The 17,025-nt window shown below is 43.2% G+C and carries 13 protein-coding genes; 10 read left to right on the top strand and 3 right to left on the bottom strand.

All coding sequences use genetic code 11. The features are described from left to right. The first annotated feature begins 8 nt into the window (after positions 1-8). Genes pstB through phoR form a run of 4 tightly spaced genes read left to right on the top strand, consistent with a single transcriptional unit; the run spans position 9 to position 3,639 of the window. Complete coding sequence (gene pstB, locus DL796_RS01465; RefSeq protein WP_110199280.1) at positions 9-812, top strand: phosphate ABC transporter ATP-binding protein PstB; 804 nt, start codon at positions 9-11, stop codon at positions 810-812. Positions 813-851: 39 nt separating this feature from the next. Beyond that, complete coding sequence (gene phoU / locus DL796_RS01460; protein ID WP_110199278.1) at positions 852-1,586, top strand: phosphate signaling complex protein PhoU; 735 nt, start codon at positions 852-854, stop codon at positions 1,584-1,586. Positions 1,587-1,643: 57 nt separating this feature from the next. Next, the gene (gene phoB / locus DL796_RS01455; protein ID WP_110199276.1) at positions 1,644-2,336 is read left to right on the top strand and encodes a phosphate regulon transcriptional regulator PhoB; all 693 of its coding nucleotides are present in this window, start codon (positions 1,644-1,646) and stop codon (positions 2,334-2,336) included. A 10-nt stretch (positions 2,337-2,346) separates the two neighbouring features. Then, a complete protein-coding gene (phoR, locus tag DL796_RS01450) occupies positions 2,347-3,639 on the top strand; it encodes a phosphate regulon sensor histidine kinase PhoR (RefSeq protein WP_110199274.1) in 1,293 nt (430 codons plus the stop codon). Positions 3,640-3,676: 37 nt separating this feature from the next. On the opposite strand, the gene DL796_RS01445 is transcribed toward phoR, so the two are convergent. Both DL796_RS01445 and DL796_RS01440 read right to left on the bottom strand, forming a co-directional pair. Then, positions 3,677-5,866: a TonB-dependent hemoglobin/transferrin/lactoferrin family receptor gene (locus DL796_RS01445; RefSeq protein ID WP_110199272.1), complete on the bottom strand. Its 2,190-nt coding sequence runs from the start codon at positions 5,864-5,866 to the stop codon at positions 3,677-3,679. A gap of 15 nt (positions 5,867-5,881) precedes the next feature. Further along, positions 5,882-7,954: a cytochrome D1 domain-containing protein gene (locus DL796_RS01440; protein WP_110199270.1), complete on the bottom strand. Its 2,073-nt coding sequence runs from the start codon at positions 7,952-7,954 to the stop codon at positions 5,882-5,884. 273 nt (positions 7,955-8,227) lie between these two features. On the opposite strand from DL796_RS01440, the gene DL796_RS01435 reads away from it, so the two are divergent. Continuing rightward, the gene (locus DL796_RS01435; protein WP_110199268.1) at positions 8,228-9,202 is read left to right on the top strand and encodes a PstS family phosphate ABC transporter substrate-binding protein; all 975 of its coding nucleotides are present in this window, start codon (positions 8,228-8,230) and stop codon (positions 9,200-9,202) included. A 122-nt stretch (positions 9,203-9,324) separates the two neighbouring features. Next, positions 9,325-10,197: a 1-aminocyclopropane-1-carboxylate deaminase/D-cysteine desulfhydrase gene (locus DL796_RS01430; RefSeq protein ID WP_110199266.1), complete on the top strand. Its 873-nt coding sequence runs from the start codon at positions 9,325-9,327 to the stop codon at positions 10,195-10,197. A gap of 48 nt (positions 10,198-10,245) precedes the next feature. Here the strand turns inward: DL796_RS01430 and mscL are convergent, their stop codons facing one another. Continuing rightward, positions 10,246-10,647 carry a large-conductance mechanosensitive channel protein MscL gene (gene mscL, locus DL796_RS01425; protein ID WP_110199264.1) on the bottom strand — a complete coding sequence of 134 codons (402 nt, stop codon included), beginning with the start codon at positions 10,645-10,647 and terminating at the stop codon, positions 10,246-10,248. 168 nt (positions 10,648-10,815) lie between these two features. Between mscL and DL796_RS01420 the strand changes: the two genes are divergently transcribed. The 4 genes from DL796_RS01420 to DL796_RS01405 all read left to right on the top strand — a co-directional run bounded on the left by DL796_RS01420 (position 10,816) and on the right by DL796_RS01405 (position 16,779). After that, a complete protein-coding gene (locus DL796_RS01420) occupies positions 10,816-11,283 on the top strand; it encodes an Mpo1 family 2-hydroxy fatty acid dioxygenase (protein ID WP_110199262.1) in 468 nt (155 codons plus the stop codon). Between the two features lie 41 nt (positions 11,284-11,324). Then, positions 11,325-12,581 (top strand): DUF819 family protein, encoded by a 1,257-nt coding sequence (locus DL796_RS01415; RefSeq protein WP_110199260.1) that lies wholly within the window; start codon positions 11,325-11,327, stop codon positions 12,579-12,581. Positions 12,582-12,758: 177 nt separating this feature from the next. Next, positions 12,759-13,793, top strand: coding sequence for a DUF4123 domain-containing protein (locus tag DL796_RS01410; protein ID WP_110199258.1), 1,035 nt, complete (start codon positions 12,759-12,761; stop codon positions 13,791-13,793). Beyond that, positions 13,783-16,779: a toxin VasX gene (locus DL796_RS01405; RefSeq protein WP_110199256.1), complete on the top strand. Its 2,997-nt coding sequence runs from the start codon at positions 13,783-13,785 to the stop codon at positions 16,777-16,779. Before DL796_RS01410 ends, DL796_RS01405 begins: the two co-directional genes overlap by 11 nt. Positions 16,780-17,025: the final 246 nt, after the last annotated feature.

Genomic DNA, 17,025 nt, shown 5'->3' with positions numbered 1-17,025 from the left:
GTATTGAAATGACACAAGTATTGGCTGAAAAAACGATTGAACAACGTTTAGCAGACGAAAAGATCTCAATTGAGGTTGAGAAGCTTAACTTATTTTATGGGCAGAAGCAGGCGCTTCATGATATTGACATGAAGATTCCTGAGAAGAAAGTAACTGCTTTTATTGGCCCTTCTGGGTGTGGTAAGTCGACCTTATTGAGATGCTTTAACCGCATGAATGATTTGGTCGATATCGCGCGCGTCAGTGGAAAAATTAATATTCATGGCAACAATATCAACCAGCCGGGTGTGGATGTGGCTGAGTTGCGTCGCAACGTAGGAATGGTATTCCAGAAACCGAATCCATTCCCTAAGTCGATCTATGAAAACATTGCTTACGGTTTACGCCTGCAAGGCATTAACAAGCGCCGCGTGTTGGATGAAGTGGTCGAGTGGGCACTAAAAGGTGCTGCGTTGTGGGATGAAGTCAAAGATCGCCTTCATGAAAACGCCTTAGGGATGTCAGGTGGTCAGCAACAGCGTTTATGCATTGCCCGAGCGATTGCGGTGCAGCCAGAAGTATTGTTGCTCGACGAGCCGGCATCAGCGTTAGACCCAATTTCGACTCTGAAAATTGAAGAGTTGATTCATGAGTTAAAAAATGACTACACCATTGTCATCGTTACTCACAATATGCAACAAGCGGCTCGAGTTTCCGACTACACAGCGTTTATGTACATGGGGGATATGGTGGAGTTTGATCAAACAGACACCATCTTCACCAACCCTTCGCAGAAGAAAACCGAAGACTATATTACCGGTCGTTATGGTTAAGCCGTTGTCATAAGTTATTATTTATTGAGGTTATCAAAAATGGATACTGAAAATTTAGGCCAGCATATTTCTAAGCAATTTAACCAAGACTTAGAAAATATTCGCGAAGAAGTGTTAGCGATGGGTGGTTTAGTCGAAGAGCAGCTAAAGAAAGCGCTAGAAGCATTTAGTCAACATGATATCGAACTTGCCAATGAAGTGATTGCAAACGATGATCGGGTTAATAACTTTGAAATTTCAATCGACGAAGACTGCATCAAAATTTTAGCAAAGCGCCAACCTGCAGCCAGCGACCTGCGTTTAGTGTCGACGGTATTAAAAGCCATAACCGATCTTGAGCGAGTGGGCGATGAAGCTGAAAAGATTGCTCGCATGGCGGTAGAGATCGCGGAGACAAAGGATCAGTCGCCACTTAATGGAAAGCTTCCCTATAGTGCGTTGCAGAACTTAGGCAATGTCGTGAAAACGATGTTGCACGAGGCACTCGATGCGTTTGCTCGGATGGACGCCGATGCTGCAATTGAGGTCGCCAAAAAGGACAAAAAGGCGGATGATGAGTATGATGCTATATCACGTCAGCTTATGACCTATATGATGGAAGAGCCTCGCAGTATTTCTAAAGTACTCGATTTCTTGTGGTCAGCGCGAGCGTTAGAGCGAATCGGCGACCATGCGCATAATATTTGTGAGTACATTGTTTATCTGGTGCAGGGGCAAGATGTGCGTCATTTGACCTGGGATGAAATTCATCGATTAGTGAAAAGCCGTAACTAACTAGCAATAGAGCGAATCTACCGCTATTATCCCCTTAAAAAGGAGTCTTAAAAGTTAATGAGTGCCAACATTCTAATTTTAGAAGATGAACGCGATATTCGTGAGATGCTTGCTTTTTGTATGACCCAAGCGGGTTATGAAGTTGAGCAAGCGGCAACGGCCGAGCGTGTTTTTGGATTAATCAAAGAGGGCTATCGACCGGACTTGATGCTAGTAGACTGGATGCTACCAGGCGCTTCGGGCATTGAGCTGACGAAAAAGCTGAAAAAAGACCCAGAGATGGAGTCGGTACCAGTTATCATGCTAACGGCGCGAGGCGAGGAGGACGATCGAGTTCAGGGGCTAGAAGTTGGTGCCGACGACTATGTCGTAAAACCGTTTTCGCCACGGGAACTGTTGGCGCGTGTGCAAGCGGTGCTCCGTCGCAGTGGATTAGCAGGGAATGTGAATGAACAGGTTTCACACGGAGCGATACAAATTGACACTGCCAGTCACCGAGTCACCATTAACGGATCAGAAGTTCATCTTGGGCCGACTGAATACAAAATTCTTCATTATTTCATGAGCAACCCTGAACGCGTCTATTCACGGGTGCAGCTTTTAGATTCTGTCTGGGGCCAGCAAGTCGTCGTCGAAGAACGAACCGTCGATGTACATATTCGCCGTTTGCGCAAAGTCTTGGCTGAATACGGCGTTGAAAAGTACATTCAGACGGTACGAGGTTCTGGTTATCGTTTTTCGAGCAAGTAAGGCTTAATCGATGTGGACTAACCGTCATTGGCAAGCAGAGTTCTGGACACTGGCTTTTATTACGCTTGTGGTTAGTTTGATAGGTTCGTTGTTTGGCAAAGCTGCAGTCTGTATCGCGATCATTCTTTTTGCCTACCTGTTGTGGAATCTCATTCAGCTTTCGCGATTGTTTTATTGGTTAGTAAAATCGAAATCACTATATCCACCTTCGGCTCCTGGGATTTGGGGTGAGGTGTTCAATCATTTGTATGTGCTACAGCGCAAAAATCGAAAAGAACTGAAAAAACTCAAAGGAATTATATCTGAGTTTAGAGCCTCAACTTCAGCGCTTAGAGAAGGCGCCTTAATCATAAGTAACCAGGGCGAGATTCGCTGGTTCAATAAAGCGTCGGAAAAGCTATTGGGGCTAAAAGCCAATACGGATATTGGTCAGCGCTTATTCAATCTACTGCGTCACCCAAACTTTATTGAGTATGAGAAAGCGCGAGACTATGAAAAGCCATTGACGATTCAATCGCCCGTAGATGAAAAGTTGATGCTCAATGTGCACATCACTCCCTACAACAATGATCAGCGCCTAGTTATTATTCGGGATATTACCGAGAAGCATCGCTTAGAGCGGGTTCGTCAAGATTTCGTAGCCAATGTTTCCCACGAACTTCGAACGCCGCTTACAGTCATTAGCGGTTATCTTGAGATGTTGGATCCTGAGTTATACCCTGAACTTAAAAGTGTTGAGAAGCCTTTAAGCATGATGCGCCATCAGGCGCTAAACATGGGGCGTCTAGTGGATGATCTTTTATTATTATCTCGACTCGACGCCAAAGATTTACAAAGTAGTAAATCACAACAGATTGACGTTAAATCAATGCTAGAAGGTATTTGTACCGAGGCGAAAGCCTTGAGTGGCGACAAAGAACATAGCATCCAGTTTCACTGCCAAAGCAATAAGAAATTAATTGGTTCTGAAAAACAAATCCGAAGTGCATTTTCCAACCTTGTGTTTAACGCGGTGCGCTATACACAAAAAGGTGGCCGTATTGATATCTACTGGAAAGAAACAGAGCAGAACTTGATCTTAAGTGTGTGTGATAATGGCCCTGGTATAAAAAAAGAGCATATTCCAAGGTTAACTGAGCGTTTTTACCGAGTTGATTCAGGGCGCAGTCGTGAACAAGGTGGCACAGGACTAGGCTTAGCCATCGTTAAGCACGTTCTTGAATTGCATGATGGGCATTTGGAAATTGAAAGCACTGTCGGTCAAGGCAGTACTTTCAATTGTTTCTTTGAGCTTAATCCTTAGAGCTTAATCTTTAGAGCTTAACCCATAGAGCTATAAGTTAAAACGAATAGTTAAAACTCACGGCTGCACTAAATCCGGCTTCGGCCAATAAAGGTATCGTTGGGTTGTCAGGTTCAAAACCAAGCACGCTATTACTTTCCCAATAATTTTTATCGGTTAAGTTAAAGAGCGCAAGATTAATATCCATAGAATCGGCGATCTGCCACTGAGTTAACAGGTCCCATCGACTATAGCCGGGAGCTGAAAATAACTCATCACCATTGTCTTCAATATACCTTTGCGACTTACTAAAGGTTCCTAGCAAGCGAGTGTTCCATAAATTTGAATCTGGGTAATAAGCGAGCTCCAATACAGCCGCAGGCGGCGTAGTTGATGCCACTGGCTGCTTGGTATTCTTATCTTCACCTCTAAACCAAGCTAGGTTCAAATTTGTCGCAAAGTTGTTGCTCCAATAGTGGTTAAGTTGGAGCTCAGCGCCTTCTATCGTGACCTGATCACGGTTTATGGATTGGAATAACAAGTTGCCTGATTGTGGATCGAAGCCTAAAGGCGCACGACTTTGGATAAAGTCTTTATAGCGGTTATGGAAAACGGACACTTCTAGCTGAGTATCACTTCCGCGCCATCTTAAACCAGTTTCAAAGGTTTGGCCTTTTTCAGATTTCAGATCAGGGTTCGAGATCGCCAAAACGTTAAACTGTGGGTAATAAAGTCCAACATTAACGTCAGAAAAAGGTGGTGAACGATAACCCTTGGCATATTGGAAGAACCATTCCGATTGATCTGATATTGAATATAAAGCTCCGAGTTTAGGTAGCCAGTAATTGGTAATTAAGGCAGTTTGGTTGGAGTCAGGATAGCGCTGTTCAAAAAGTTCATCTCTGCCTGGCTTTAAAGAATAATGCTCGAACCGAATACCAGGACTTAATACTAAGCGACCATCGAGTAACGAAATTTCATCGTGCAGATAAAGACCATACTCGTTGACATTAGTCTTCGGGAAATCCCTTAAGGGAAATGTTTCACCAAGCAACACATTGGTTGTTTCGGATGTGGCTAAGTTTGTTTGCTCCGCATTTCTAAGATCTGACACTCGGTTATTAATAAATTCAAAACCATATCCTAGGCGGTGTTTAACGTCGCCCCAATGAAACGCTGTTTCGAAGTCGGCACCTAAGCCAGTAGACTTATGTTGATAATCAAAATTACGCCATAAGCTAACGGGTGTTGGGGCAGTCAGTCGCTCTTCGTAGCTGTACTGATGTGTTTCAGTTTGTTGATGCCACAAACGCCAGTTACCACGATCGATAACCCCTAGTTCTTGGAAACTATGATCTATGACAAAACGATCTTGCTCATGTTTGTCATCAGCGTTCAGGGTAGTCGTATTACGCAGACGACCAGAGCCGAGTAGGGAGTAAATATCTGTTTCTCGATTTTCTACTTGTCGATTGAGAGTGAGCCTAAACTGACCATAATCGCTGAGGTATGAGGTTCTAAAGAGCAAGGCTTGTGAGTCCTTGTCCTGAGGATCGGTGGTGGTGTCAGCAGGCAAATAAGCTGGCTCTGTTTCATCGCTTTTTTGGTAGGCTGCGCTAATCAGGGTTTCAGTGTTTTTGGTTGCAAAAGCACCACTAAGCGTAGTGGCGAAACGATTGCTATCGGAATTATAAGCTAAGTTAAGGCGGTGATTGCCATTGAGATCACTAAGTAAATCATCGGCATCTAATAACTTAATGGCAACGACGCCACCCAAGGCGCGGCTTCCGTATAAGGTCGAGGCTGGGCCTCGTAACACTTCGATATTATTGACTAAGTTAAGCTCAGCAAGCCCGCGGCCAGAGTCACTAAAACTTCCCACAGAAAAATTATCGGCAACAGGGATGTTATCAATAACCGTTAGAGTTCTATTACCGCCAATACCGCGGATTCTAAAACCGCTAGATCCGAAGCGAGTGCTGTTATTATCAACTTCAATTGCTGGTTGGTAGCGTACTAAATCTTCAAGGCTTAAGGTTATATTTTGCTTAATAGTAGCTTGGTCAATAATGGTGACGCTGCTTGCAACTTGTGAGATGTTTCGGGGTTGTCTATTGGCGACAACGGTGATTGTTTCAATGGATTCTTCTTGTGAGTTGGTATCATTGCTGTCTAGCTCAGAAGCGTGCGCTGTTGTCAGCAGCGCACCTCCGAACATAGCAACTAACAAAGGATAGCTGTTTTTCATTACAGATTGTTGACCTTAGTAAATTTCGTTGCGTGTATTGTAGTTGTTAAATTTACCTGTAGGTGTAACAATTTTATCACCTTTGATCACGTGCTTTAGTTTTCGAGTCTTGTCGTCAACAATAACGATGGCAGACTTCTCGTTCATGCCGCTCCAGACTGAGAACCAAACTTCATCACCCGCCTTATTGTATTCAGGCTGAACGATACGTTTAGGTCCAGGACCAAGATCTGCCCACTCTGCGATTGGCAAAGTTTTAAAGCCGGCATCGAGGTTATCAATATCAAACACCGCGACCGATTGGCTGATAGCTGGATCAGGGTTTAGTGGTGTATCAACCCATAGGTTTTTCGACTTAGGGTGAGTTTTGATAAACAAAGAACCACCGCCTTGACCTTCCAAGATACGAGCCACTTTAAAGGCATGCTCTTTATGGTTTTCAGGGTCAGTACCAATCAATGTAATGTTAGCATTACCTAAAGCACTGGTTGCCCAAACTGGACCATATTTAGGGTCAATAAAGTTAGCGCCACGACCTGGGTGCGGAATACGCTCGACAGGGATTAATGCTTCAAGCTTACGCTCAAGTGCATCAACAACAGCGATACGATCATTTTCGTTGGCCGCTGTCATAAAGTAACGACGAGAGCTATCCCAACCACCATCGTGTAAAAATGGTGCTGCATCAATTGTAGTAACTTGAAGGTTATCGATGTCCGAATAATCCACCAGCTTGATTTGGCCAGTTTCTTTTACGTTTACGATAAACTCAGGGTGCTTGTGCGAGCCGACAATTGCAGCGACACGAGGCTCAGGGTGATACTCTTGTGTATCCACAGTCATGCCACGAGTAGAGACAATTTTCTTAGGTTCTAAAGTCTGACCATCCATTAACACATAGTGTGGTGGCCAATAAGCGCCAGCAATGGCGATCTTGTCTTCATAACCTTTATAGCGAGAGTTCTCCACAGAACGTGCTTCAAGACCAATTTTAATCGAGGCTACAACATCAGGTTTTTTCATGTATAAGTCGATTAAATCAATCTTTCCGTCGCGGCCAATCGTTGTGAAGTAACGGCCTGAGCTCGAAGCTCTAGAAATATGTACTGCGTAACCCGTTGGTACATAGTTAAGGACTTTTTTACTATCACCGTCAATGATGGCGACTTCACCGGCATCGCGTAATGTTACCGCGAAAATATTGTCGATATCGTAATCATGTTCAGGTTCTTTGAGACGGTCTTCTGGTTTGACTAACACCTTCCAGCTATTTTTCATCTCAGGCATACCCCACTCAGGAGGTGTCGGCGGTTCATGTTGCAAGAAGCGAGCCATGATATCGATCTGAGCATCAGTTAATTCGCCGGAAGTACCCCAGTTTGGCATACCGCCAGGAGAACCGAATTTAATTAAAGATTTTAAGTAGTCGGTACCTTTTTTCTGAGTAATGTCAGTAGTTAAAGGTAAGCCTGTTGCTCCTTTACGCAATACACCGTGACAACCGGCGCAACGTTGGAAATAGGTTTTTTGAGCGAAGGCAAATTCGTCCTCGGTCATGTTAGGTGCACCAGGAGAAACGACTTGTTTACCACCCTCAATGGCTGAAGAAGCACTTTTATACTTTGCTTCCGCCATAGTAGTGCCTGGGTGAGGCTTACCTTGTGCGCGATCTTCCTTACCTTCTTTTTTACGCAGCTTAGCGACCTCTGCCACAGTCACCTTGCCGTAATCGTTACCCCATGTGTTCAAAACATAGTTACTAATATCGGCAACTTCTTTATCCGTTAGGTGCTGCATCGATGGCATCACGGCATTATATTTTTTGCCATTAACCTCTATCGGTCCAGACTTACCGGCGAGAATCGTTTCAATCACGTAAGTCTTATTCGCTTTTAAGTTTTCATTACCGGCTAAAGGCGGGAAAGCGCCTGTTAGACCTTGGCCTGTAGCTTGGTGACACGCTTGACAGCTGGATTGATAGGCTTTCTTGCCTTCTTCGAGTCCTTTAGCTTGCACAATATCGGTTTGAAATAGCAGGCCTATTGATAAGCTCAATAGCGCTAGCTTGGATGAGATTTTCTGTCCCATTGTGTACCCCTTGTTAACATTTAAAGTTATTCCATCTAAATCATAGTACATTGATTGAACAGGGTACTGATCGAGATCAATACTTTAGCATAGAGCTGTTCAAATTTTAACCAACCTGCTTTTGTGGTATTAATTTGAGGCAAACGGCTCAGTAAAGTAAGAATCGAAACTAGGAGTTAGTGTCACAAAAGCGTAACACTCCAGTCACTTGGCTTTCATATAGTCGACGCATAATTACAGCGTCTGTTAATAATAACTATCTGGAGTTTTCTAATGAAACTATTTAAAAAAGTTGCTTTTGTTGCGGCAACGTCGACTTTAACGCTTGCTGCATCATTCAGTAACCCTGCTCAGGCGAAAGTGGATGACAAATTGCCAACCTACGAAAAAACAAGTGGTATTTCAGGTAACCTATCGAGCGTAGGTTCCGACACCTTAGCTAACTTGATGACTTTGTGGGCAGAAGAGTTCAAGCGTCAATATCCGAATGTGAATATTCAAATCCAAGCTGCAGGGTCTTCAACAGCACCGCCTGCGCTGACTGAGGGAACAGCTAACTTCGGGCCTATGAGTCGTATGATGAAGGATAAAGAGTTGGAGTCCTTCGAAAAGAAGCATGGTTATAAGCCGACTCCTGTGGCGGTAGCTATCGATGCTTTAGCGGTATATGTGCATAAAGACAATCCTATTGAAGGCTTAACCATCGCTCAGGTGGATTCTATTTTTTCATCAACGCGTAAGTGTGGTGGTGATAGTGATATTTCGAATTGGGGAGACCTAGGAATTGATGGTGTAGGCGATATTCAGCTTTATGGTCGTAACTCGGTTTCAGGTACTTATGGTTACTTTAAGAAAAAAGCTTTGTGTAAAGGTGACTTCAAGAACTCAGTTAACGAACAGCCTGGCTCAGCATCGGTGGTGCAGTCGGTAAGCTTGTCGAAAAACGGTATCGGTTATTCTGGCATTGGTTATAAAACATCGGGTGTTCGAGCGGTGCCTTTAACTAAGAAAAATGATACCAACTATGTAGAAGCTAACGCTGAAACAGCAATTTCTGGCGAGTATCCACTAGGCCGTCAGTTATTGTTATACGTTAATAAGCATCCAAACAAACCGCTATCTCCAATTGAATTAGAGTTCCTAAAAATGGTTCTTTCAAAGGTTGGTCAGGAAGTGGTAGTAAAAGATGGCTATATCCCACTGCCAGCTAAAGCCGCAGAATTACAGCTTAAGAAATTAATGAAGTAAAAGTTTACCCCTACCTTGGTATTTGTTGACCGGCTGCTCCCTAACAGGACAGTCGGTTTTTTATATTAGTCTTGATAACAGGCCTCAGTTAAAATAGTTCGAAATGATCCCAAAAGGCCAAGATGCTCAAGCTCAAACCTTCACCAATTCAAAAAGTTCAGTGGCAACTCGCTAGTGATAATTCTATCAGCGTCGATATTAAGCGCGATGATTTACTGCACTCTGTGGTATCTGGTAATAAGTGGCGCAAACTTAAATATTTACTGGCTGATGCTAAAGACAAACAATGCTCGAAGATTATCACCATGGGCGGTAATTGGTCGAATCACTTACACGCTGTGGCCTATGCGGGCAAAGAGCTGGGCTTAAAAACTACCGGCATAGTTAGAGCGCATGCTGAGCAAGCTTTAACGCCGACACTTAAAGACTGCGAGCTTTGGGGCATGGAGCTTCGGTTCACCACACGCAAAGAATATGTCGAATACCGCGAGCAGAAAGCTTGGGATTTCTTCCATAACAACCAGCCTAACAGCTACTGGCTAAGTGAAGGTGGTTTCAGCGAGCTAGCAATAAAAGGCGTCATGGATATCGCCGATGAGGTTGATAAACACTACGACTATATTGTGGTAGCTTGTGGCTCTGGGGCTACACTGTGTGGTCTTGCAAAAGCCTTTCCTAAGAGTCAGATTATTGGCGTCGCGGCTTTTTCTGGGGCTGAGTATCTGCGTGATGAGCTGACGCAACATCTAGGCAGCAACATAGACAACTGGGAAATCGATACGAAACACCACTGCGGAGGTTTTGCAAAAACAAGCAAAGATCTCGAGGATATGATTGAAGAGCTGGAGCAGTTAAACTCTTTCAAGCTAGATCCCGTTTACAATGGTAAAGCCTTTCTTGCTTTACAGAGCCGCTTAAAATCCGGAGCATTTTCTAAGGGGAAACGAGTGCTTATGTTGCATACTGGCGGTATACAGGGTACTCGATGCCTTTAGCCAGACATAAAAAAGCCCGCCTAAGCGGGCTCTTAAAGTATCTTTTTCTTAATCTTTTTTCAATAAGTCACGGATTTCAGCCAGCAACACTTCTTCATTGGTTGGTTTAGGTGGCGCAGCAGGCTTTTCTTCTTCCTTTTTTTTCATTCGATTCATGCCTTTTACCACCATGAAGATTGCGAAAGCGATAATAATAAAGTCGAGCGCGGTTTGGATAAAGTTACCGTAATTGATGGTCACGGCAGCCGTTTCGCCAACGGCTTCTTTTAGCGTGAACGACAGCTGACTAAAATCGACACCCCCAATCATCATACCAATCGGCGGCATTAGGATGTCATTAACAAAAGAACTAACGATTTTTCCGAAGGCTGCGCCGATGACGATACCGACGGCCATATCAACCACGTTGCCCTTCATCGCAAATTTTTTAAACTCACTAACCATTCCCATAATAAAACTCCTGTATCAGTCTATATAATTGTTTTGCCCGAGCTGATAGCCCAAAACTATTTATTATTACCACAAGCTAGGCTATATAGGGAGGATAAAGGAGTGGATTTAGTCCTAATTTTACAATTTTATATGATATGATTATTTTTTTTGAAGAATGAGGGTGCCATGAGAAGCGGCCAAGAGTGGATTGCTGAGTATAGTGAAAGCCACAGAAATCCTACTAATAAGCTGTTGCACTGGATATGTGTTCCGGCCATTATGTGGACGGTAATAGCTTTTTTATGGTCGATACCCGTGCCTGAAGCCATGCAGTTCCACCCATGGTTAAACTGGGCGACGGTGTTTGTCGTTCTCGCACAATTATTTTACCTAACATTCGGCTTCGCCATTTTCCTGACCATGTTAATCGTCAGCCTTCTAATGTTGATGTTTACTGCTTGGCTCGAACAGGTTGCGCCCGTTCCGCTGTGGTCTATTGCGCTTGTAGTGTTTATCGCTGCTTGGATTGGGCAATTCGTTGGGCATCATATCGAAGGTAAAAAGCCATCATTTTTCAAAGACTTACTATTTTTATTAGTCGGACCTGCGTGGGAAGCTAATTATTTCTTGCGTAAGATCCGTATAATTTCTTAAGATTCACTTTTTCAACCAGTTTGCAACTTGGGGATTGACTCATGGCAGTATCCGAAACTACTGAGACAGTAGCATTGATTCAGTCTGACGCCGTAGCCTTTGGCTTTATCATGGCGGTGTTAGGACTTATTTTTTATACATCGAGCCGTCAGCATGGCTTTTGGCACCAGTTTTATAAGCATATTCCAGCATTATTGCTTTGTTACTTTGTGCCTGGTGCTTTAAACTCTTTGGGCTTCTTTACGGAAAGTGCGGGGGATAGCATTTATCACATTTCATCGCGCTATTTGCTTCCTGCTAGTTTGTTCTTGTTGACCTTAAGCATTGATCTTAAAAAGATTTTTGGCTTGGGTTGGCGAGCGCTTGCGATGTTCTTTACCGCGACAGTTGGTATTATTATCGGTGGGCCTTTAGCAATTTGGCTATTCCATGTCATAAGCCCAGAGTGGGTTGCGGGCGATGTTTGGAAAGGTATGTCTACAGTAGCCGGTAGCTGGATTGGCGGTGGCGCTAATCAGGCGGCGATGAAAGAACTGTATGATGTTCAGGAAAGCCTTTTTGGCACCATGATCGCAGTGGATGTTCTGGTCGCTGAAATTTGGATGATTGGCCTTTTAATCATGGCCAAGAAGTCTGACGGCATGGACAAAATGCTAGGTGCCGATAACTCAAAAATTGAAGATTTAAAAATTACGGTAGAAAAGTACACTCGCGAGAATGAACGTGTTTCATACTTGAATGACTACATGATTATTCTGGGTATTGCTTTTGCCGTAGTTGGCCTTGGGCACTTGATTGGCGGCTGGTTAGCTCCTTTCTTTGATCAGTATGCTTGGGCAAAAGAGTACAGCTTAAACAGTAGCTTCTTATGGTTAATTCTTACGGCGACTTTCGCTGGAGTTGGCTTATCCTTTACGCGGACTCGTGAATACGAACACGCTGGTGCCTCGAAGATCGGCTCGGTCTTTATCTATGTGCTAGTGGCGAGTATTGGTATGAAGATGAACCTTGGTGAAATCTACCATAACTGGCAGCTGTTCTTTGTTGGCGCGGTTTGGATGTTGATTCATATCATCCTGCTATTTATTGTAGCGAAAGCCATCAAAGCACCGGCCTTCTTTATTGCTGTCGGTAGTAAAGCCAACGTTGGTGGTGCCGCTTCAGCACCAGTGGTAGCGGCAGCTTTCCACCCGTCGTTAGCCCCAGTTGGCGTATTATTAGCGATTCTAGGCTACGCCGTTGGTACCTTCGGCGCTTACTTAACCGCAGAAATGATGCGAATTGTTGTCGGCGGATAGAAATTAATGTGAGAACAAAAAAGCGGCTATCTAGCCGCTTTTTTTATTCTTTAGAACTTTATCCCAGCGACTGAAATAGAACTAATTAACATTTATAGTGCGCATCGTTAGACTTGAATCATTAAATCGATATAATTAAATCATAAAAATATATAAGGTTTATCCTAAAGGTATGAGGTGGAGCTTCAGTCTGTCCCCACGCTCGACGTTTCTTCAAAAACTGATATAGAGCCGTTAGATTTCCAATATGGTGTTAAAGATAAATTAACTGTCCCGGTTAGTTTGGAAAGCTACTTTAGCCAGCAAAGACTCAATACATATGTCTTAATTGATGCGGCCTCGTTAGAGCGGTTTCATGACTTACTCTCATTAATAGATACAGAGTATGAAATCTTGTTGGGTGACAGTATTAAAGAAGACTATAAGTCCGTAGCAACCTACCTGTTTGACTTAAAACGATCTAAAGAGCTCCTTACATGGCTTTTTACAGAAGGCGAAGGAGATAAGAAGCCCTCTTGGTGTCTAGCAGACCGCTCGGTTGGTGTATTTCTTCAGTCGGAATTTGAGCTGGACGAGTTAGCTTATTTTTTCAAAAAATTTACTCGTCTAAGAGATAAGCAAGATAAGTGGCGCTATTTTCGTTTCGCTGACTCTAAGTTTTTTAGTTTTATGTTGGAAGAAATGATGGGCGAGCCAGAGTATTGCTCACGTTGGTTTTACAGTACAAACAAGCAGATGATTGAAAACTATTCAATATACGAGTATGACACCAGATTATTCAAGACATTTAAAGCCACTAGCAAGCTTCAGGCTTATCAGCCCAAACAAAAACCATTAATTTTTGATGATTATTATCAGGGTTTATCAGACAGGTATACCGATAAACTCTTTTCACAGAAGATGGTGGGCATAATAAAGGATGATTTTTCACAATACTATGATGGTGATAATTATGATGGCAATAACAAAGAACTTACTGATTTTATTGTCAAAAGCAACCATATATCACGACAGTTAGGCTTGAAAAGTGAGCAGGCTAGAGGTTACTTTATCGCAGCATCGGTGTTTGTCGGTAGGACTTTGGATAAAGAAGATTTGGCGAGTGTTGGGTTTTATGCCTCAGCCATGGAGCACGAGAATAGAAAAACCAAAAAACTACTTGAACAAGTCATTAACAATATTAAAAGACGGAGCTTAGAACATGGACATTAAGATATCCTACGATCAAACAGAAAAAACCGGACTGGATGCACTGAGCGGGCTTGCTGAAACAACTTCCTGTAAACCCTGTGAAGACCCGAATATTGTTCCCATATACCCAGTGAGGATTGCTTTTGCGGATATCTATGGGGAATCAACAGCAGTTCAATACCCCGCAGCGATCTCGGATCTTCAATCAGGTAACGACCTAGAAGGTAAAGGTGGTTATAGCCTCAGGATATTACGCGAAGGTTATGTTTATATTTATGATGGACTTAACGATGTTTGGTCAATTTTTGTATATTCCCCCAACGGAAGCCTCTCCGGTAGACCCGAATCTTTTGCAAAGTTACATTGGGTTGATAATGCTGATGGTGACTGGGTTACAACCGATGAGCGAGCCTTAGAAACAGTCTACGTCCCTAACTCGGCCGATGAAATATGGATTGCTTATAGCGAACATCGATGGTCACAAGCGATCTTCGAGAAAGCACAGGCTAATCAAGCGGGTTTTCGTGATAGCGTCATGACAAAGCTAAACGTACTGGAACCTACTAGTTCTGTATTTAGTGATAAACTAGACAGTCTTGGTGCTTGCGTAGAAGACTATACTGAGGACGGTATTGTCCACAGCCATGAAGAGTGGAACATCTTAAGTGACTTGTCGATAAAGTCTCATTGCGCAGATGATTTGTTGGAATCCAGTTCAGTAACAAAAGCCAACTCTCCCGCTCTATTGGTTGCGCTACACGATCCTGTCGGCGTGGTGAGGGAAATCACTACGGCTCACACCAACAAAACTCTAGCGAAGAATATGTATTTGGAGTCAATCACTTACCCTCTTACAACAGCTAAGGCTGTAGAAACTTTTATGAAATCAGCTGAGTCAAGGTTAAAAAGAGGTAATGTATCATCAAAAGAAAAGGATATGTTTGAGGAGTGGCAAGAGTCGGTTAAGCCTGAGTATAAGGATATGATTGAGGAGGCTGAGGCCAATGCAAAAGACTACGATGATACTTTAAAGACCATACTGGATACATGGAACTCATATTATGAAATGGGTAACGCCAACCCCGATAGCACACCAGGCTCCTTACAGACACACCTTACGACCTTCGATCCAGGTTCTCAGCTAGCAAGAGAAATACAAGATCTTATTACGTTTGCAAGTTCAACAGTAGGTTCTTTATCATCATCTAAACTTGGGCAAGAATATATTCGTAGTGCTATTGTTTCTGAATCTGCGTGGCAGAAGTCGAATAATCCTGTTCAACAAACGATAGCAATCGTTAGTCAGGCAATCTCGGCTAGCTCAGATATTGCGAAGGAAGTGCGCAAAAGTGCTGATGCCGCAAGTAATTTGATGACTGACCTAGCCATGCCTTTTGCTCTTGAAATCGAAGAGTTGCAGCGTATTGATTTGCTAAAAGAAGTCAGCCAATTCCAGAATGGAATCATTAATAAAACCACGACTAAAGTTGAGGTGCCTATCGATAATGCTCTTAAAGAAATCTTCCACGGTAGTACTAGGACGGAGCAAAGCACGATCATTCAGAAGGGCTTCAGGGTTAATCGTAACCAAGTGAATACAGGTGTTTATAAGTTTGATGGAGAAATTCATGTCGCAAGAACAGAGGGGTATGACCAGATAAAGCATAAGGTGGGTTCGGCTGGCGCGGCAGGATTTGCTTTATTTGCTAATGCGCTAAATATTGTGTCATTGAGTCAGCCGCAAGAAAAAGGCCAGTTACAAGGAAACTTGGGACGAATTGCTGGTAACAGGACGGCACTAATTTTGGCCAGTATCGAAGGCTTAGGGAAAATTCTGGATATCCCAAATAACTATGGGCTAGACCCTATAGGTAGGCGTTATTTTGTTAGAGGGCAGCTGAGAAAAAGCCAGTTAAAACGACTACTCAAAGGAACTGACATTACTGATGATTTCATTAAAACGGTCGCTGCTGAAGGCCGAATGGGGAAAGCACCTGTACCACCAGCCTCTAGTGTAGGAAGTAAGTTACTCAGAACAGTGGTTAAGGTCGGTAATGCAGCAGGCGTAATACTTGGCTTATTGGATCTCTTCAAAGCTTATGAAGCTTATAAACGAGGCGATAGCATGGGGATGGTGTCAATGGCCGCGACTGGATTGGGCGCTTTGACGATTATTGCCGCTACAGGTACTGCCTTATTTAGTTCCGGAGCTGGTTATGCAGTTATTGTTGGTATTGTTCTACTGCTTATTGGCTTCATCGCTAACTTCTTTGTTGATGATCCTGTAACTCGTTGGCTTAAGAATGGATTTTGGGGGGATACTGCTGATTACTTATATTGGGATGATAAAGAAAGGCTAGAGATATCTGAAAAAACAGGAATTTCAGATATTATGGATGCTCAAAAATATGCTTCTTTTAGCCCGCCTGATAAATTTGATATTTCTCGATACTTTAAGCGTGAAATGCAGGAGTATTATGAGCTGATTTATTGGCCACAAAGAGAAGCGCCTCCCCCTGAAATACGGGGAGTTCGCGAAGTAGGCCTTTGGCCATTTAATCGTACAACAACTTTGACAGAAAGCGATCGGAAGCGTGTTGGCGTCAGGTTTAGACTCCCCGGCTTTGTTGATGGTGTTTCTACGCTGGATGCACGAGTTTATGCGCTTATAGAGTATGAAGGAAAAACTCAGAGGTATGCTAATCGGTTCCGTGTAGAAGAGGTAACCAGTCAGTTTCGTCAGAACTTGCGTGTCTACAATGAAAGTGCTGGGTTGCTAGAGAGCTTTTTTGAAATAAGTGAATCCAATAATACGGACAAGGATATACTCAATAACCTGTATTGGGATGTCAGTAAAGTTGCTTTTGGTAAAAAAGAGAATGAAGAGGGTTGGACTTACTCTCCAAACACACAAATTACAATACCAATTTATTATGATGACTATCTATGGTCCGATGGCTGGGAAGTCGAAAGTATTGGTGGTAAGAAAAGTATTCGAATTCGATAAATTAATAAGTGGCAGTTTATGTATGAAGCAATAAAAGAATGGGTGACTGGCCTTGGGTTTTGGGGTGCTATAGGACTATCTATGGTGACTGTATTGCCTTTATTACTATGGCTACTAAAACCTCTTATTGTTAATAACCCAGTAGCTAGAGACTATGTAGGGGAGTACCCCAAAAAGCGTCAACAAAAAAGAAACTTTTTTTCCTTTTTCGGTGGGGGCTTTGCGAAGTGGAAATCTGGAGTGTAT

The sequence above is a fragment of the Kangiella spongicola genome (genome assembly GCF_003194565.2).
GTDB lineage: Bacteria > Pseudomonadota > Gammaproteobacteria > Enterobacterales > Kangiellaceae > Kangiella > Kangiella spongicola.
The sequence above is the reverse complement of the archived record's forward strand: the minus strand, read 5'-3'. Positions and strand labels throughout refer to the sequence as shown.